The 17,174-nt window shown below is 63.9% G+C and carries 15 protein-coding genes; 7 read left to right on the top strand and 8 right to left on the bottom strand.

The window, feature by feature from the left end; translation table 11 throughout:
* The coding region (locus K678_RS14415) for an efflux RND transporter permease subunit (RefSeq protein WP_021133205.1) at positions 1-2,840 on the top strand (2,840 nt) is incomplete at its 5' end.
* Between the two features lie 31 nt (positions 2,841-2,871).
* The gene (locus tag K678_RS14410; RefSeq protein ID WP_039853354.1) at positions 2,872-4,293 is read left to right on the top strand and encodes an efflux transporter outer membrane subunit; all 1,422 of its coding nucleotides are present in this window, start codon (positions 2,872-2,874) and stop codon (positions 4,291-4,293) included.
* A 240-nt stretch (positions 4,294-4,533) separates the two neighbouring features.
* Here the strand turns inward: K678_RS14410 and pufA (K678_RS14405) are convergent, their stop codons facing one another.
* The 4 genes from pufA (K678_RS14405) to K678_RS14390 all read right to left on the bottom strand — a co-directional run bounded on the left by pufA (K678_RS14405) (position 4,534) and on the right by K678_RS14390 (position 8,352).
* A complete protein-coding gene (gene pufA, locus K678_RS14405) occupies positions 4,534-4,707 on the bottom strand; it encodes a light-harvesting antenna LH1, alpha subunit (RefSeq protein ID WP_021133203.1) in 174 nt (57 codons plus the stop codon).
* 28 nt (positions 4,708-4,735) lie between these two features.
* A complete protein-coding gene (gene pufB / locus K678_RS14400) occupies positions 4,736-4,876 on the bottom strand; it encodes a light-harvesting antenna LH1, beta subunit (RefSeq protein WP_039853353.1) in 141 nt (46 codons plus the stop codon).
* 171 nt (positions 4,877-5,047) lie between these two features.
* On the bottom strand, positions 5,048-6,349 hold the full coding sequence (locus K678_RS14395; protein ID WP_021133201.1) for an RsmB/NOP family class I SAM-dependent RNA methyltransferase: 1,302 nt from the start codon (positions 6,347-6,349) through the stop codon (positions 5,048-5,050).
* Between the two features lie 164 nt (positions 6,350-6,513).
* Entirely contained in the window at positions 6,514-8,352 is a 1,839-nt protein-coding gene (locus K678_RS14390; protein ID WP_021133200.1) for an AMP-dependent synthetase/ligase, read from the bottom strand.
* Between the two features lie 67 nt (positions 8,353-8,419).
* Between K678_RS14390 and K678_RS14385 the strand changes: the two genes are divergently transcribed.
* Both K678_RS14385 and K678_RS14380 read left to right on the top strand, forming a co-directional pair.
* Complete coding sequence (locus K678_RS14385) at positions 8,420-10,207, top strand: M3 family oligoendopeptidase (protein WP_021133199.1); 1,788 nt, start codon at positions 8,420-8,422, stop codon at positions 10,205-10,207.
* A 77-nt stretch (positions 10,208-10,284) separates the two neighbouring features.
* Positions 10,285-12,219 (top strand): YgiQ family radical SAM protein, encoded by a 1,935-nt coding sequence (locus tag K678_RS14380; protein WP_051185949.1) that lies wholly within the window; start codon positions 10,285-10,287, stop codon positions 12,217-12,219.
* A 356-nt stretch (positions 12,220-12,575) separates the two neighbouring features.
* On the opposite strand, the gene pufA (K678_RS14375) is transcribed toward K678_RS14380, so the two are convergent.
* The 4 genes from pufA (K678_RS14375) to pufB (K678_RS14360) all read right to left on the bottom strand — a co-directional run bounded on the left by pufA (K678_RS14375) (position 12,576) and on the right by pufB (K678_RS14360) (position 13,891).
* Positions 12,576-12,749 (bottom strand): light-harvesting antenna LH1, alpha subunit, encoded by a 174-nt coding sequence (pufA, locus tag K678_RS14375; protein ID WP_021133196.1) that lies wholly within the window; start codon positions 12,747-12,749, stop codon positions 12,576-12,578.
* A gap of 29 nt (positions 12,750-12,778) precedes the next feature.
* Positions 12,779-12,919, bottom strand: coding sequence for a light-harvesting antenna LH1, beta subunit (gene pufB, locus K678_RS14370; protein WP_002725582.1), 141 nt, complete (start codon positions 12,917-12,919; stop codon positions 12,779-12,781).
* A gap of 624 nt (positions 12,920-13,543) precedes the next feature.
* On the bottom strand, positions 13,544-13,717 hold the full coding sequence (gene pufA / locus K678_RS14365) for a light-harvesting antenna LH1, alpha subunit (RefSeq protein ID WP_021133196.1): 174 nt from the start codon (positions 13,715-13,717) through the stop codon (positions 13,544-13,546).
* A gap of 30 nt (positions 13,718-13,747) precedes the next feature.
* Positions 13,748-13,891, bottom strand: a complete 144-nt coding sequence (gene pufB, locus K678_RS14360) for a light-harvesting antenna LH1, beta subunit (RefSeq protein WP_039853350.1) — start codon at positions 13,889-13,891, stop codon at positions 13,748-13,750.
* 610 nt (positions 13,892-14,501) lie between these two features.
* Here pufB (K678_RS14360) and K678_RS14355 point away from each other — a divergent pair.
* The 3 genes from K678_RS14355 to K678_RS14345 form a co-directional block, all read left to right on the top strand.
* Positions 14,502-14,873 (top strand): response regulator transcription factor, encoded by a 372-nt coding sequence (locus K678_RS14355; protein ID WP_021133194.1) that lies wholly within the window; start codon positions 14,502-14,504, stop codon positions 14,871-14,873.
* Positions 14,870-15,490, top strand: coding sequence for a chemotaxis protein CheC (locus tag K678_RS14350; protein WP_021133193.1), 621 nt, complete (start codon positions 14,870-14,872; stop codon positions 15,488-15,490). The genes K678_RS14355 and K678_RS14350 overlap by 4 nt, the downstream gene beginning before the upstream one ends.
* 8 nt (positions 15,491-15,498) lie before the next feature.
* On the top strand, positions 15,499-17,174 hold a 1,676-nt coding region (locus tag K678_RS14345), incomplete at its 3' end, for a sensor domain-containing protein (RefSeq protein WP_021133192.1).

The raw sequence follows: 17,174 nt of genomic DNA, 5'->3' as shown, positions 1-17,174 counted from the left end.
ACATCGCCCAGGTCCAGGTGCAGAACAAGCTGCAATTGGCGATGCCGCTGTTGCCGCAAGAGGTTCAGAGCCAGGGCGTCAAGGTCGCCAAGGCCGCCAAGAACTTCCTGCTGGTCGCGGGCTTCTATTCGAAGGACGACCGCTATTCCCAGGTCGATCTGACCGACATGTTGACCTCGCGCGTGCAGGACCCGGTCAGCCGGGTCAACGGCGTCGGCGAAGTCACCGTGTTCGGTGCCCAGCACGCGATGCGGATCTGGCTGAACCCGGACAAGCTGGTCAGCTATGCCCTGTCGACCACCGACGTCGTCAACGCGATCAAGGCCGAAAACGCCGAGGTTTCGGTCGGGCAGTTGGGCGGCAATCCCGCCGTTGCGGGCCAGCAGATCAACGCCACGATCATGGCGCAAAGCCGGTTGGAAACCACCGACCAGTTCGGCGCGATCCTGCTGCGGGTCAATCAGGACGGATCGCAGGTCCGGCTGAAGGACGTGGCGCGGATCGAGATCGGCTCGGAGAATTACGAAATCCAGGCCAAGTATAACGGCCACCCCGCCGCCGCAATGGGCATCAAGCTCGCGACCGGAGCCAACGCGCTCCAGACCGTCGATGCGGTGCGCAAGAAATTCGAGGAACTGAAGAAGGTCCTGCCCGAGGGGCTGGAAGTCACCTATCCCTACGACACCACGCCGTTCGTCCGCATCTCGATCGAAGAGGTGGTCAAGACCCTGATCGAAGCGATCGTGCTGGTCTTCGTCGTGATGTTCGTCTTCCTCCAGAACTTCCGGGCCACCCTGATCCCGACGATCGCGGTGCCGGTGGTTCTGCTCGGCACCTTTGGCATTCTCGCCGCCAGCGGCTTTACCATCAACACGCTGACGATGTTCGCGATGGTCCTGGCCATCGGCCTGCTGGTCGATGACGCGATCGTCGTCGTCGAGAATGTCGAACGCGTGATGAGCGAGGAAGGGCTGTCGCCCAAGGAAGCCACCCGAAAATCAATGGATCAGATCACCGGGGCGCTGATCGGTATCGCCTTGGTGCTGTCGGCGGTTCTGGTGCCGATGGCGTTCTTCACCGGCTCGACCGGCGCGATCTATCGCCAGTTCTCGCTGACCCTGGTGTCGGCGATGGGTCTGTCCGTGCTGGTGGCGCTGATCCTGACCCCGGCCTTGTGCGCCACGATCCTGAAGCCGGTCGAACGCGGCCACGGCCTGTCGTCGCACGGCTTCTTCGGCTGGTTCAACCGGAACTTCGACCGCAGCCGGTCGATGTACATCACCGGCGTCCGTGGCGTTCTGCGCCGGGTGGTGCCGTCGCTGGCGGTCTATGCTGTGCTGATAGCCGGTCTGGCGGTGATGTTCATCAACCTGCCCTCCGCCTTCCTGCCCGAGGAAGACCAGGGGCTGATGTTCGTCCAGGTCCAGACCCCGGCCGGAGCGACCCGCGAACGCACAGCCGAAACGATGTCGAAGGTCGAAGCCTATTTCCGCGAACAGGAAAAGGACACGGTTGACAGCATCTTCACCCTGGCTGGCTTCAATTTCGCCGGACGCGGCCAGAATGCCGGCATGGCCTTCATCCGTCTGAAGGATTGGAGCGAACGCACCAGCCCCAACCTGAAGGTGAAGGCGATCGCCGGACGCGCCATGGCCAATCTGTCGCAGATCAAGGACGCGATGGTGTTCGCCTTCGCCCCGCCTGCGGTGATCGAACTCGGCAACGCCAACGGCTTTGACTTCCAGTTGCAGGATTTGGGTGGGGTCGGCCACGAAGCGCTGATGCAGGCCCGCAACCAGATTCTCGGCATGGCCTCGCAGAATCCGGCCCTGGTGGGCGTGCGCCCCAACGGGTTGGAAGATACCCCGCAATACAAGGTGTCGGTTGATCGGGAAAAAGCGTCGGCCTTGGGTCTGTCGCTGTCCACGATCAATTCCACCCTGTCGGCGGCGTGGGGTTCGGCCTACGTCAACGATTTCATCGAAAAGGGCCGGGTCAAGAAGGTCTATATCCAGGCCGACGCCCCGTTCCGGATGCAGCCCGAGGACGTCAATCGCTGGGAGGTGCGCAACGCCACCGGCCAGATGGTGCCGTTCTCGACCTTTGCCACCGCGCATTGGTCATTCGGCTCGCCCCAGCTCGAACGCTATAACGGCGTGCCCTCGCGCGAGATCATGGGGGCAGCCGCCCCGGGCCATTCCTCGGGCGAGGCGATGGCGATCATGGAAGAATTGGCGACCAAACTGCCGCCCGGCATCGGCTATCAATGGACCGGCCTGTCCTTCGAGGAACGGCTGGCCGGATCGCAGGCCCCGGCGCTCTACAGCATCTCGGTGCTGGTGGTGTTCCTCTGCCTCGCGGCGCTGTATGAAAGCTGGTCGATCCCGTTCGCGGTGATGCTGGTGGTCCCGCTCGGCGTGCTGGGCGCGGTCGGCGCGGTAACCCTGGCCGGACGTCCCGACGACGTCTACTTCCAGGTCGGGCTGCTCACCACCATTGGTCTCGCGGCAAAGAACGCGATTCTGATCGTCGAGTTCGCCAAGGATCTCTATGAAAAGGGGATGTCGCTGACCGAAGCCGCGATCACCGCATCGCAACAGCGTCTGCGCCCGATCCTGATGACCTCGCTGGCCTTCATCCTGGGCGTTCTGCCGCTGGCGATTGCCAACGGTGCCGGGTCGGGGGCGCAGAACGCGATCGGTATCGGCGTGATGGGCGGCATGTTGAGCGCCACCTTCCTGGCGGTCTATTTCGTGCCGCTGTTCTTCGTCATCGTCATCGGCCGCTTCGGCAAGAAGCGCGAGACGCCCGCTGTCACGGAAGGATCTGCCGATGTCTGATCCTGCTTCCCCCTCCAATCGGAACACCGCCATGACCAGACCGCTTCTTGCGGCGCTGACCGCCGCCACCCTGCTTTCGGGCTGCTCGCTGGTCCCCGATTACCTGCGGCCCGAGGCTCCGATCCCCTCGCTCTGGCCGAGCGAGGCCGCTCCGGCCGCCCCGGCCAAGCCCGACACTCCGTTGCTGGGCGACATGGCGTGGAAGTCGTTCTTCACCGATCCGGCGCTTCAGTACCTGATCGAACAGGCGTTGGAAAACAACCGCGACCTTCGGGTCGCGGCGCTGAACATCGATGTGGCGCGCTCGACCTATCGGGTATCCGAATCCGATCTGTTCCCGCATCTGACCGCCGGGGCGTCGGCCACCGCCGACCACAGCCCGAAATCGATCAGTCAGGCCAGCCCGCCCAAGGCGTCGGACACCCGCCGCTTCAATGCCAATCTGGGGATCACCTCGTTCGAGGTCGATCTGTTCGGGCGGTTGTCCAGCCTGGAAGAGGCTTCGCTCGAGAAATATCTGGCGACCGAGGAAGCCCGCAGCGCAACCCGGATCACCCTGATCGCCGAGGTCGCCAACGCCGCGCTGACCCTGTTCGGCGACCGCGCCCTGCTCAACCTCACCAACGAGACCCTGGAAAGCCGCGTATCCTCGCTGGAACTGATTCAACGCAGCTTCGAGCGTGGCGTTGCCTCGCAGCTTGACGTTGCCCAGGCCCGGACTGCGGTTGAAACCGCCCGGGTCAACCGGGCGCGCTATCAGCGTCAGGTCGAGCAGGACAAGAATGCCCTGACCCTGCTGGTCGGCGCGCCGATCGACGAGGCCCGGCTGGCGGCGGCGGGACGCGATCTTGGCGGGATGCAGTTCGTCGAGGATTTGCCGACCGGCCTGCCCTCCGAGGTTCTGTTGCGCCGTCCCGACATCGTTCAGGCCGAGCACACCTTAAAGGCCGCCAACGCCAATATCGGCGCGGCGAGGGCCGCCTTCTTCCCCACCTTGTCGCTGACCGGAACCTTCGGCAGCACCAGCCCGACGCTCGACACCCTGTTCTCGGCCGGAACCGGGGCGTGGTCGTTCGTGCCGCAAATCACGACGCCGATCTTCGACGCCGGAAAGAACTTCGCCAACCTCGACAGCGCCAAGGCCAGCCGCGACATCGCGATTGCCCAGTACGAGCAGGCGATCCAGACCGCGTTCAGCGAAGTCGCGAACTCGCTCACCGCCAAGGCCACCTTGGCGGCGCAGATGAAGTCGCAAAGCGATCTGGTTGCCGCCACCCGCGACAGCTATACCCTGTCGCGCGCCCGTTATGATCGCGGCATCGACAACTATCTGACCGTGCTGGATTCGCAACGCTCGCTCTACAGCGCCGAACAGGATCTGATCTCGGTCCAGGTGTCGCGCCTGTCGAACCTTGTCACCCTCTATAAGGTGCTTGGCGGCGGCGTGTCGTAACGGACGAGGCCCGCTCCGCCTCAAAGCATGGAGCCGGCGGACAAGACCAAGCCGCGGTGAGGCCCCCTCATCGCGGCTTTCTTCTGTCTTCGCTCCGGACCGGCAGGACGTCGCGGCGGAACGTCCCGCGCCGTATGCCTGCGGGCGCGTGATCGCTGCCCCCAAAAAGCAACGGACGGACCCGAGCGTTAAGCTCAGGTCCGTCCGCGTCACCAAAGTAGATCACTCGTTAAGAGTGAATTACTTCACGGCGTGCTTGGCGGCGCCGAGGGCGATCCAGTTGAAGCCCGGAGCGGCCAGAACGGCGGCATGCACCGAGATCGCCACAACGACGGCGACAACCCAAATCACGGGCAGCCAGGTCGACGGGTTGATGACCAGCCAAATCTTGTAGTCGTCTTTCGGATTGCTCATAGAAAAAACCCCCTAAGAAAAGGCTAGATCAGAACCAGGGCTTCCAGGCCCAAACCAGCACGTGCGCCGCAACGGCGAACACGAGGAAGGTCAGGAAGGTGGTCTGGAACTGGCCGTGGAATTCGGCAGCTTCCTGTTCGGTCAAACCCGACAAGCTTCTCTCAGCCATGTATGTCACTCCATCACGAAAGGGGCAACGAGCGGGGTCCGCCGCTGCCGGGCCGTATTAACGGAAGTTAATGTTGCACCGACGGTTTACGGAGTCAAACCGATTCTTCGACTCGAAAGATTCTTTACCACGCGGCCGCTTTACCCGCAAAAGTAGCCGCTTGTGCCGCGATCAGCCTGCCGCCCGCTCCAGCACCGAGGCGAAGAACCCGTCGGTCCGATGACGCAGGGGAGTGAGGCGCAGATGCGGTCCCGCCACCGGGCAGGGCGTGCCGATCGTTTCGGCCCACACCTCGTCGATCGGAACCTGACGATAATCGGGATGGGCGGCGAGGAACGCCTCGACCTGGGCCTCGTTTTCCTCGGTCATCAGCGAGCAGGTGGCGTGAATCAACCGCCCGCCGGGGCGGACCAGCCGCGCCGCACTGGCCAGAATGTCGCGCTGACGAACGATCAGTTCGAGCAGATCGGCTTCGCCCAACTGCCACTTCGCATCGGGGTTGCGCCGCCACGTCCCGGTCCCGGTGCAAGGCGCATCGACCAGCACGCGGTCGAAGCTTCCGGCCGAGCGCTTGATCCATTTGTCGGACTCGCCCTCGATCACCCGCCGGGTGACGTTGTGGACTCCGGCGCGACGCAGACGGTCCCCGGCGCGGTCAACCCGCCAACTGGCGACGTCACAGGCGACCAGACGGCCTTTGTTGGCCATCGCGGCGGCAATCGCCAAGGTCTTGCCGCCCGCCCCGGCGCAATAATCGACCACCGCCATCCCCGGCTTGGCGCCCACGATCAGCGCGACCAATTGCGACCCTTCGTCCTGGACCTCGATCAGCCCGTCCCGCCACGCCTGAATCTGCACCAGCGGCAGCCGCGACGCCAGCCGCAGCCCCAGCGGCGACAGCGCGGTCGGCTCGGCGCGAATCTTCTCCGCGGCCAAGGCGGCGATCGCCTGCTCGCGGGTTGCCTTCAAGGCGTTGACGCGCAGATCAAGCGGCGCCTCATCGCGCATCGCCCCCATTTCGTCGCCGAGCGAATCGCCGAACAGAGCGACCAGACGCGGCTCGATCCATTCCGGATATTCCGAGCGGACATGCGGCGGCATGTCGCGATGGAACGGCGATTTCAGTTCCAGCATCCGTTCGATGAAGCGGCGTTCTTCCGGCTCGGGAGCCCAGGCCGAATGCGGGCCGCGAAACAGATCGGGGTCGGGCTGGATGCCTTCCAGCGCCATGTCGGCCAGCACCCGACTGCGCGAATCGATCTCTTCGACCTCGAAGAAACGCAGCCACCAATCGAGCCGGGCGCGCCGACGCAACACCCGCCACACCACTTCGGCGACGGCGCGGCGATCCTTAGCCCCGATATAGCGACGGTCGCGATAATAGGAGGCGGCAACGGAATCGGCGGGCTTGGCCGATTTCTCGATTGCGGACAGAACGTCGATGGCAGCCTGAAGTCTGGCGGCGGGAGTCATGGCAAGGCACCTGAAAAAGAAGTGAACGCGGCCCGGGGCGTACCGATTGGCACCGCCCGACAGGACCGCCGGCCGCTCCCGCGCGCGGCGAAGACGGGGGCCGACTCATAGTGCAGCCGGGACGGCAAAAGCAACAGCGGCAAGTGCCGTCCCGTCCGACTGACTTACATCGCCTCGGCTTTCGGCCGCGCCGCTCGCACCGAACGGTCCTCGTACATCCCGTCCAGAATCTCGGCGTGGCTTTCCCGGATCAAATGACGGCGAATCTTCATCGTCGGCGTCAACAATCCATTCTCGACCGAGAATGGCTCGGCCAGCACGGCGAAGCGGCGGATACGCTCGACCGGAGCCAGCCGGGCATTGACCTGCTCGACCGCCTGGGCGATCTCGGCCTTGAGGCGGGGATGCTCGATCACCGTCCGCGACGGCGACGGCGAACCCAGCGCCTGAACCCGCTCTGGATCGGGCACGATCAGCGCAACCAGATGCGGACGGCGATCGCCATGGACCATCGCCTGGGCGATGCCGGGCTGAAGGGTCAACAGACACTCGATCCGCTGCGGCGAAACATTGTCACCGCCGGAATTGACGATGATGTCCTTCTTGCGGTCGGTGATCCGCAGATTGCCGTCGGGGTCGATCACCCCGATATCGCCGGTATGCAGCCAGCCATCGCGATCAATCGCGGCGGCGGTCGAATCCGGGTCCTGCCAATAGCCCTGCATCACCAATTCGCCGCGCACCAGAATCTCGCCATCGGCGGCGATGCGCAGTTCGACCCCCTCGATCGCCGGACCGACGGATTCGACCCGGACCCGGCCAGGGCGATTGACGCTGATCACCGGCGCCGCCTCGGTCTGGCCATAGCCTTGCAGGATGGTGACGCCGAGCGCCAGGAAGAAGCGGCCGACATCGGGCGGCAACGGCGCGCCACCAGAGACGAACGCCTTCAACCGCCCGCCAAAGCGGTCGCGAATCTTGTCGCGCACCACCTGGTCCAGCACCCGGTCGGCAACGGAATCGAGCAGCCCCAGCCGCCCGTTCTGATCGATCCGACGGTTCCCCAGGGTCAGAGCAGCGTGGAACAGGGACTGACGCACCCGTCCGGCCTTGCCCAACCCCTTCAGGATGCGAATGCGGATGCTGTCATAAAGACGCGGCACCGCGGTCATGATGGTCGGGCGGACCTCCAGCATGTTGGAGGACAGATGCTCGATGCTGTCGGCGTAATAGATCGTCGCCCCGATTGAGATCGGCAGGAACAGCCCGGCGGTATGTTCATAGGCATGCGACAGTGGCAGGAACGACAGGAACACCTCGTCGTAATGGACCCCGCCATTCAGATCATCGACCAGAACCGCCGCGCCGTGACAATTATGCAAAATCGCGCCATGCGACAGCATCACCCCCTTGGGCACCCCCCCGGTGCCCGAGGTGTGGATGATACAGGCGGTGTGATCGCGGCGCAGACCGGCAACGCGGGCGCGTACCTGCGCCTCGGCTTCGCCGACGCGGCCCAGCGCCAGAACCTCGTCCCAGGTGTGGCGGACGATTCCTTCGGGCGGGTCGGCGAAGGGCGGATCGATCACGATCACCCCCGGCTTGGCCCGCGCCTCGGCAGCGGCGGCCAGCACCCGCCGCGCCAGGGCCGGTGTCGAAACAATCGCCAGCTTGGCCCCGGAATTATCCAGGATGTGACAATGGTCGGCGACGGTATTGGTGGTATAGGCGGGAACGGAGATCGCTCCGGCCGCCATGATCGCCAGATCGGCAATCGCCCATTCCGGCCGGTTTTCGCCAATCAGCGCCACCCGGTCGCCGGCAACGACGCCCAGCCGTTCCAAACCGGCGGCAAGGGCGATCACCTCTGCGGCAACGGCGCGCCACGATTGCGTCCGCCATTCCCCGTCACGCCGCGCCGCCAGAAACGGCTTGTCCCCCTGCCGAGCCACCCAGTCGAAAAACATTCCCGGCAGGCTTTTGCAGGCGCGAATATCCTCCATGCGACGATCTCCCTGTTCCCCTGACACAGTGATACCTATATTTGCGACTGGCACAAGGAGACAGCGCATGACTCATCAGGCTTCCGCAGTTGCGAACGCCCTTCTCCCCGAATGGGATCTCTCTGATCTGTATCCGGGGCCGGATTCATCACGCCTAAAGGACGATCTCGCCACCGCGTTTGAAGCTGCGAAGACATTTGAAAAACACCATTCTGGTAAACTACACGAATTGAATGGTCCCGATTTCGGGGCCGCTCTGATCGAATATGAACGCATCGGCGACATTTTGGGACGGATTATGTCGTATGCGCAACTGTTGTATGCCGCAGACGTTTCCGACTCCGAGCGCGGACGCTTCTATCAAAGTATGCAGGAACGGGTCACCGAGATTTCCAGCCATACCTTGTTTTTCACGCTGGAGATCAACCGGCTGGACGATGCGGTGCTGGCGCGATGGCAAGACTCGGCCGAGGTGCGACGCTATGCCCCCTGGCTGCGTGACATCCGGGTCTTCCGCGACCACCAATTGTCCGACGAGCTGGAAAAGATGCTGCACGACCTCCACGTCGTCGGCACCGCCGCGTGGCACCGTCTGTTCGACGAGACGATGGCCCGGCTGCGCTTTCCGATCGGCGGCCGCGAGCTGACCTCGGCCGAGGCGCTGAACCTTCTCTCCGACACCGATGGGGCCAAGCGCAAGGAAGCGGCAAAGTCGCTGGGACAGGTTCTGGGCGAGAACGCTTCGCTGTTCGCGCTGATCACCAATACCCTGGCCAAGGAAAAGGAGATCGACGACCGCTGGCGGCGTTATCCCCGTCCGCAATCCTATCGCAACCTGTCCAATCAGGTCGAAGATCACGTCGTCGATGCCCTGGCCTCGGCGGTCAAGGATTGTTACGGCGAGCTGGCCCACCGCTATTACGCCCTGAAGGCCAAGTGGTTCGGAGTCGAGACGCTCGATTACTGGGACCGCAACGCCCCCCTGCCCGACGATAACGACCGTCTCTATAGCTGGACCGAGGCGCGCGACCTCGTGCTCGGGGCCTATGGCGCCTTCTCCCCCGAGATGGAAGCGCTGGGCCGCCGCTTCTTCGACAATAAGTGGATCGACGCCCCCGCCCGGCCCGGCAAGTCGCCCGGGGCCTTCGCCCACCCCACCGTGCCGTCGGCCCACCCCTATCTGCTCGTCAATTTCATGGGCCGCACCCGCGACGTGATGACGCTGGCCCACGAACTGGGCCACGGCGTTCACCAGATTCTGGCGGGTGGTCAGGGCGGGCTGATGTCCGATACCCCGCTGACCCTGGCCGAGACCGCTTCGGTGTTCGGCGAGATGCTGACCTTCCGCGCCCTGCTTGGCCGCGAGACCGACCCCAAGCGGCGGCGGATCATGCTGGCGGGCAAGGTCGAGGACATGCTGAATACCGTCGTCCGCCAGATCGCCTTTTACGATTTCGAATCGCTGGTGCACGAGGAACGCCGCCAGGGCGAGCTGTCGCCCGAGCGGATCGGCGAATTGTGGATGCAGGTCCAGACCGACAGTCTGGGGCCGACCTTCCGCTTTGACGAGGAATACAAAAACTACTGGGCCTATATCCCCCACTTCGTCCATTCGCCCTTCTATGTCTATGCCTATGCATTCGGCGATTGCTTGGTCAATTCGCTCTATTCGGCCTATGAAACGGGCAGCGTTCCCAACTTCCCAGACCGCTATCTCGACATGTTGCGGGCGGGCGGCACGCTTCGCCACGGCGACCTGCTGGCCCCGTTCGGACTGGATGCCGCCAATCCCGATTTCTGGCGTCAGGGGCTGGACGTCGTGATCGGCTTCATCGACGAGTTGGAGCGGATGTAGGCCGCGTGCAGGATCTGACCTCGCTTCCGGCCTTGTTCTCGCGGTCGAAACCGCGCCAACCGGCCCCGTATCTGCCGATGACCCGTGCCGAGATGGACCTCCTCGGCTGGGAGTCCTGCGATGTCGTGCTGATCACCGGCGACGCCTATGTCGACCATCCCAGTTTTGGGATGGCGGTGATCGGTCGCGTCCTTGAGGCCGAAGGCTTTCGGGTCGGCATCATCGCCCAGCCCGACTGGAACAGCCCCGACGCCTTCGCGGCGTTGGGGCGGCCCCGGCTGTTCTTCGGCGTCACCGGCGGCAACATGGATTCGATGGTCAACCGCTATACCGCCGACCGTCGCATCCGCTCCGACGATGCCTATACCCCCGGCGGCGAAGGCGGCCGTCGGCCCGACCGCGCCGTGATCGTCTATGCCCAACGCTGTCGCGAAGCGTTCCGCGATGTCCCCATCGTGCTGGGCGGGATCGAAGCCAGCTTGCGCCGGGTCGCCCATTTCGACATCTGGTCAGAAAAGCTGCGCCGCTCGATCCTGCTCGATTCCAAGGCCGACCTGCTGGTGTTCGGCAATGGCGAGCGGGCGGTGATCGAGATCGCCCACCGCGCCGCGGCGGGTCAGTCTCTCCGCACCATGGGCGATATTCGTGGCACCGCGACGGTGCGCGACGGCGTCCCCGACGGCTGGACCGTGATCGACGAAAGCGGGCTGGACGGCATCCACCCACCGCCCCCCGCCACCGCTGCCGATCCCGACCGGGTGGTGGTGCGGCTGCCCGCGTTCGAGCAGGTGCGCGACGATCCGGTGCTGTACGCCCACGCGACGCGGGTACTGCACGCCGAGACCAACCCTCTCAACGCCCGCCCGTTGGTGCAGCGCCACGGTGACAAAGAGGTGTGGCTGGCCCCGCCGCCACTACCGCTCGCCACCCCCGATCTCGACGCCGTCCACGAACTGCCCTATGCCCGCGCCCCCCATCCCGGCCACGGAAGCGGCCGCATTCCGGCGTGGGAAATGATCCGTTTCTCGGTCGCGATCGTGCGCGGCTGTTTCGGCGGCTGTACCTTCTGTTCGATCACCACCCATGAAGGCCGCATCGTCCAGAACCGTTCGCCCGAGTCCGTGCTGCGCGAGATCGCGACGATCCGGGATTGCACTGCCGGATTCACCGGGGCGATTTCCGATCTCGGCGGTCCCACCGCCAATATGTGGCGGCTGGGCTGTGGCAAACCCCGCGCCCAGGCCAAATGTCGGCGGCTGTCCTGTCTGTTCCCCGCCCCCTGCCCCTCGCTGGTCACCGACCACGCCCCCTTGGTCGCGCTCTATCGCGCCGCCCGCGCCGTGCCGGGAGTTCACACCGTCTCGGTCGCCTCGGGCGTTCGCTACGACATCGCGCTCAACAGCCCGGCCTATGTCGATGAACTGGTCCGCCACCATGTCGGCGGTACCCTCAAAATCGCCCCCGAACATACCGAGCAGGGGCCGCTCTCCCTGATGATGAAGCCGGGAGTCGAGGTGTTCGAACGCTTCCGCACCCTGTTCGAAGCCTCGGCACGCCGCTCGGGCAAACGGTTGCGGCTGATCCCCTATTTCATTGCCGCCCATCCCGGCACCACCGACGAGGACATGCTGAACCTCGCTTTGTGGCTGAAGCGCAACGATTACCGGCTTGATCAGGTCCAGACCTTTCTGCCCACGCCGATGACGCTGGCGACCGCGATGTATCATAGCGATCGCAACCCCCTCCGCCCGATCACCCGCGACGGCACCACCGTCTTTACCGCCAAGGGCTTGCGCCAGCGTCGCCTCCACAAGGCGTTCCTGCGCTGGCACGATCCCGAGAACGCCCCGATCCTGCGCGAGGCGCTGATGAAGATGGGCCGCGCCGATCTGATTGGCTCCGGCCCGCATCATCTCGTCCCCCGTGGCGGCAGCCGCCCCGGCCCCGCCGCACCGCAGCGCCGCCCCGCTCCCTTGGCGAAGGGCAAGACCCCGCCCCGCCGTCCGCGATGACGGTCGGGGAGTTGCTAAGGCGGGCTCCCGCCCGTACTCGGGCCTGAGTCCTGGCGGGCTCCCGCCCGCACCCGGTCGGGGCAAAGCCCCGAACCCCCTTCGTTTTAAAAAAGATCGGGGATTGGGGGCGGCAGCAGAGCGCGATCCGGCCCCGGTGACGGAGCGGATTGATCCGGCGGCGATAAGACTGGAAAGGCCGCTATGCGGCAAAGGAGCGGGCAAAACCCGCGTGTCGTCGCGACGACGACGGAGGGATGCTTACGGAAAGCGACCCCTAAAAAGCTACGGACGAGACCGAGCGCTACGCTCAAGTCTCGTCCGCAACCCGTTCAATAAAACACTCTGTTAAGAGTGAATTACTTCACGGCGCTCTTGGCAGCGCCCAGGGCGATCCAGTTGAAGCCCGGAGCGGCCAGAACGGCGGCGTGAACGGAGATCGCCACGACAACGGCGACAACCCAAATCACGGGCAGCCAGGTCGACGGATTGATGACCAGCCAAATCTTGTAGTCGTCTTTCGGATTGCTCATAGGATTATCCCCCTAAGAAAAGTCGAAAATCAGAACCAGGGCTTCCAAACCCACACCAGCACGTGCGCGACGGCGGCGAGGATCAGGAACGCGGAGAAGGTGGTCTTGAACTGGTCATTGACCTCGACCGCTTCTTCTTCGGTCAAACCCGACAAGCTTCTTTCAGCCATGTTTTGAACTCCAAGATAATGGGGGGCAACGGCGGAACTCGTCGTTGCAAGGCCTCATTAACGGACTGTAATCTTGCACCGACGCCCTGCCCTGTCAATTCCATTTTGGCCTGACGCAAAACTTTGATCTTCGCCCGAGAGGGTAGGACGACTGCCCCCGGAGGGTGGCACCCTAAAAAGAGTATTTTATTAGACACAAGACACGCAATGAAGACAACACTTCATTGACGCAGCATCCTCGGCGCAGAGCCCCCCCATCGCCCACCCCGCCACAAGGCCAAACGCCGCGCCGGGCCAGCAAAACCGCCCCAACCGATACGAATGGGCCGCAAAACGGCCCAGACCCGTCATTTTGTCAGCCACAGCCCGCACCCGGCGGACACAGCGACAGACCCACGAGGGCCGCGAACAGGCCAATGGCGATCTGCCCCAAGAGAAGAAAGGGAGGACGAGGGACGCTTGGAAACACCGTCGCGGGGCGGATCCGTGTGATCAGGCCGGGGACGGAAGGGCCGAGGCGAAAACGAACGCCAGCATGGCCCAGAAATAGCTGCGGACGGAACTCGAGCCAAATGCTCAAATTCCGTCCGCAACCGTTCAGTAAGGCACTCTGTTAAGAGTGAATTACTTCACGGCGCTCTTAGCGGCACCGAGGGCGATCCAGTTGAAGCCCGGAGCGGCCAGAACGGCGGCGTGAACGGAGATCGCCACGACGACGGCGACAACCCAGATCACGGGCAGCCAGGTCGACGGATTGATGACCAGCCAAATCTTGTAATCGTCTTTCGGATTGCTCATAGGAAAATCCCCCTAAGGAATTGGTCTAAATCAGAACCAGGGCTTCCAGACCCACACCAGCACGTGCGCGACGGCGGCGATGATCAGGAAAGCGCTGAAGGTGGTCTTGAACTGATCATGAACCTCGACCGCTTCCTCTTCGGTCAGGCCCGACAAGCTTCTCTTCTCAGCCATGAGTCTACACTCCAAAGTGGTTGCCGCGCACGTCCCGCGCGGCTGGGCCTGTCATGGCGATACCGTGCCACGACAAACTCTTCTGCCGAAACTGACGATCCCCTGTCAGTCGACATCAAACCCTTCGCTGGAGCGCTGCCTCTCACTTTGGGGTGAACCGGCCAAGGCCGGTCCGCCTCCCATCGCTGGCGCGCATCACTGCATTCGCCGCTGTATGCCCGACCGTGGGCAGATGCGGCCGAAATCCGCAACGACAACCGGGTACACGAATTTGAGGAAAGCATGCCGCAGACGCAGTGAAAGACCGGGATACACGGACTTAACCTGAACGCATCACCGATCTGTCGATTGTCTGGGCATTCCCCTTAGCCGCCCCCCTGATAACGGGAGGTACTTTTGCATCGACGTCTGATGGTGTCAATTCGATTTTGTACCCGGCTCTCCGAATGGGTTATGCCGCCTCCCCCCACCGCACGCAGCCCGATTCGCCACGGCACTACTATTTAGAAGGACTTTACCCTTGCGGCTGACCGCAGGGTCGATCATAGAATCATGACCGCCCCGGCACGCTCGACCGTGCGGCCCGGGGACCGCTTGGAGAAATCATGGTATGACCGACATGACGATTCTGCTGGTCGACGACAGCCGGGTCGCACGAATGATGACCGGAGCGGCGATCATGCGCTTACGCCCGACCTGGCGAATCGTCGAGGCGGCCAGCGGCGAGGAAGCCCTGTCCCGCGCCGTCGATGCTCCTCCTGATTTCGTGCTGATGGACGTCAACATGCCCGGCATTGGCGGCATGGCCGCCGCCGAGCATTTGCGTCAAAGCTATCCGGACGCCGCCATCAGCCTGCTGACCGCCAATATCCAGGACCCCATCCGCGAACAGGCCGATCGCATCGGCGTGGGCTTCCTGATCAAGCCGTTACGAGAAGAGGCTCTGGTCCACTTCCTTGAAAGCCAGAGGGGGCCGTCATGACCTCTATCATCGGCGATATCGAGCACGATGCCGTCACCGAAATCCTGAACATCGCCGTCGGTCAGGCGGCCGCGTCGCTGTCCCGGCTGGTCGAAGACGAGGTCGCGCTGTCGGTGCCCTTCGTTGAATTCCTCACTCCCGACCAAAGCGCCACCCGGCTGGACGAAGCCACCGGCGGCGGTCTGTCGGTCGCGGTCCGCCAGGAATTCCACAGCAATTTCTCGGGCGATATCCTGCTGATCTTCCCCGAGCGGAAAAGCCTCGATCTGGTCCGCTCGATGCTGGCCGACACCGTGCCCCTCGATCAATTGACCGAGTTGGAACAAGAGGCGCTGATCGAGGTTGGCAACATCATCCTCAACGCCTGCCTGGGTAGTCTGGCCAATCAGCTGGGACTGACGATCGAAAGCTCGCTGCCAACCTATGTCTGCGGACGCGGGGCCAGCATCCTCGACAGCAAAAACGTCGAATCCGAACTGGTGATGTTCCTCCAGGTTGATTTCTCTGTCGCGGCGAAGGGTGTCCGGGGCTATCTTGCCTTCGTGATGGATATCGTTTCGGCCCATAGCTTCGCGGCAACAGTGTCCGCCTATGTCGCACGGGTCGTGGCGGGATAATTCAGCCCATGGCCGTTAGCCCCCTGTTACAGACCCTAACCGACGCGGGTGAAATCGGTCTGGTTCTGCTTGCCCCCGATCGCGGCATTCTGCTGTGGAACGCCTGGATGGTCCACGCCTCGGGGGTCAAGGCCCAGGACGCGCTGGGCTCGACCCTGGCCACCCTGTTCCCCGCCGTCGCCGCGACACGGATTGGACCGGCGATCGATCAGGCGCTGGATGAGGGCCTGTCGGCCCTGCTCTCCTCGTCGCTGAACAAGACGCTGTTCCCGCTGATGCGCCGGGCGGGCGATCCCGACCGCCCCGAGCCGATGCACCAGATCGTGGTGATCCGCCCGGTCAGTGATGACGGCCGCCGCTGTTGCCTGATCCAGGTGTTCGACATCACCCCGATGGCCGCGCGCGAGGCGGTACTGCGCCGTCAGGCCCGGACGATGGAGGCCCTGGCCGACAATTACCGGCTGTCCGAACTGCACAACCGCGCCATCGTCAACAACACCGCCGACGCCATCATCACCTTTGGCGAGGATGGCAGCATCGGCACCTATAACCCGGCGGCCGAGAGCATTTTCGGCTATTCCCCGTCCGAGATCGTCGGTCGCTCCGTCGCCACCCTGATCCCCGAACTGGCCGGACCCGACGGCACGATCCTCTCCGCGCCCTATCTCGACCATCGCACCGAGGTGATCGGGGTTCTGAAGGGCGGCGCGCGGCTGTTCCTCGAACTGTCGCTGTCGTCGATGCAACTGGGCGGTCAGGACCTGTTCATCGCGATCGGCCACGACATCACCGCCCGCAAGGCGGGCGAGGAGGAATTGCGCCAGCAGAAGGAATGGCTGATCACCCTCATCAATGCCCTGCCCGATCTGGTCTGTCTCAAGGATGGCAATGGCCGCTGGCTGATCGCCAACCGGGTCTGTCTGGAAATGGTCGGACTGCGCGGTCGCGATTATGTCGGCCGCTCCGCCCGCGAACTGGCGCGGATGACCACCGAACATCACGATTTTCTGCTGGCGACCCGCGACAGTGACGAGGTGGCGTGGCGACAGGGCCGCACCCTGACCTTCGAGCTGACGATGCCGTCGCCCAGCGGTCCGCGTATCTTCGATATGACCAAGGTTCCGCTGTTCACCGCCGAAGGCGATCGCCGAGGGCTGGTGGTGGTGGGCCGCGACATCACCGAGCGCAAACTGAGCGCCGCCCGCATCCAGCATCTGGCCCATCACGATTCGCTGACCGAGCTGCCCAATCGCGCCTTGTTCCAGGAGCGATTGCGTCAGGCGCTGGCCAGCGCGCGGCGGACGCAAACCCGGCTGGCGCTGCTGTTCCTCGACCTCGACAAATTCAAGGACGTCAACGACACGCTGGGCCACCATATCGGCGATCAATTGCTGACGGCGGTGGCACGGCGGCTGGCCCGCTGCCTGCGCGAGACCGACACCGTTGCCCGGCTGGGCGGCGACGAATTCGCGGTGATCCTGACCAATCTCAGCGGTGCGGAAGGGGCCGGTCACGTCGCCGACACCATCATCGCCAGCCTGTCCGAGCCGTTCGGGCTGGAAGATCACGAAGTGCTGACCAGCACCTCGATCGGCATCACCCTTTATCCCGACGATGCCGAATCCGCCGACCAATTGCTGAAAAACGCCGATCTGGCGATGTTTCATTCGAAGGCGCAGGGCCG

The sequence above is a fragment of the Magnetospirillum fulvum MGU-K5 genome, assembly GCF_000442515.1.
GTDB lineage: Bacteria > Pseudomonadota > Alphaproteobacteria > Rhodospirillales > Magnetospirillaceae > Phaeospirillum > Phaeospirillum fulvum_B.
This window is presented reverse-complemented; position numbering and strand designations above follow the sequence as displayed.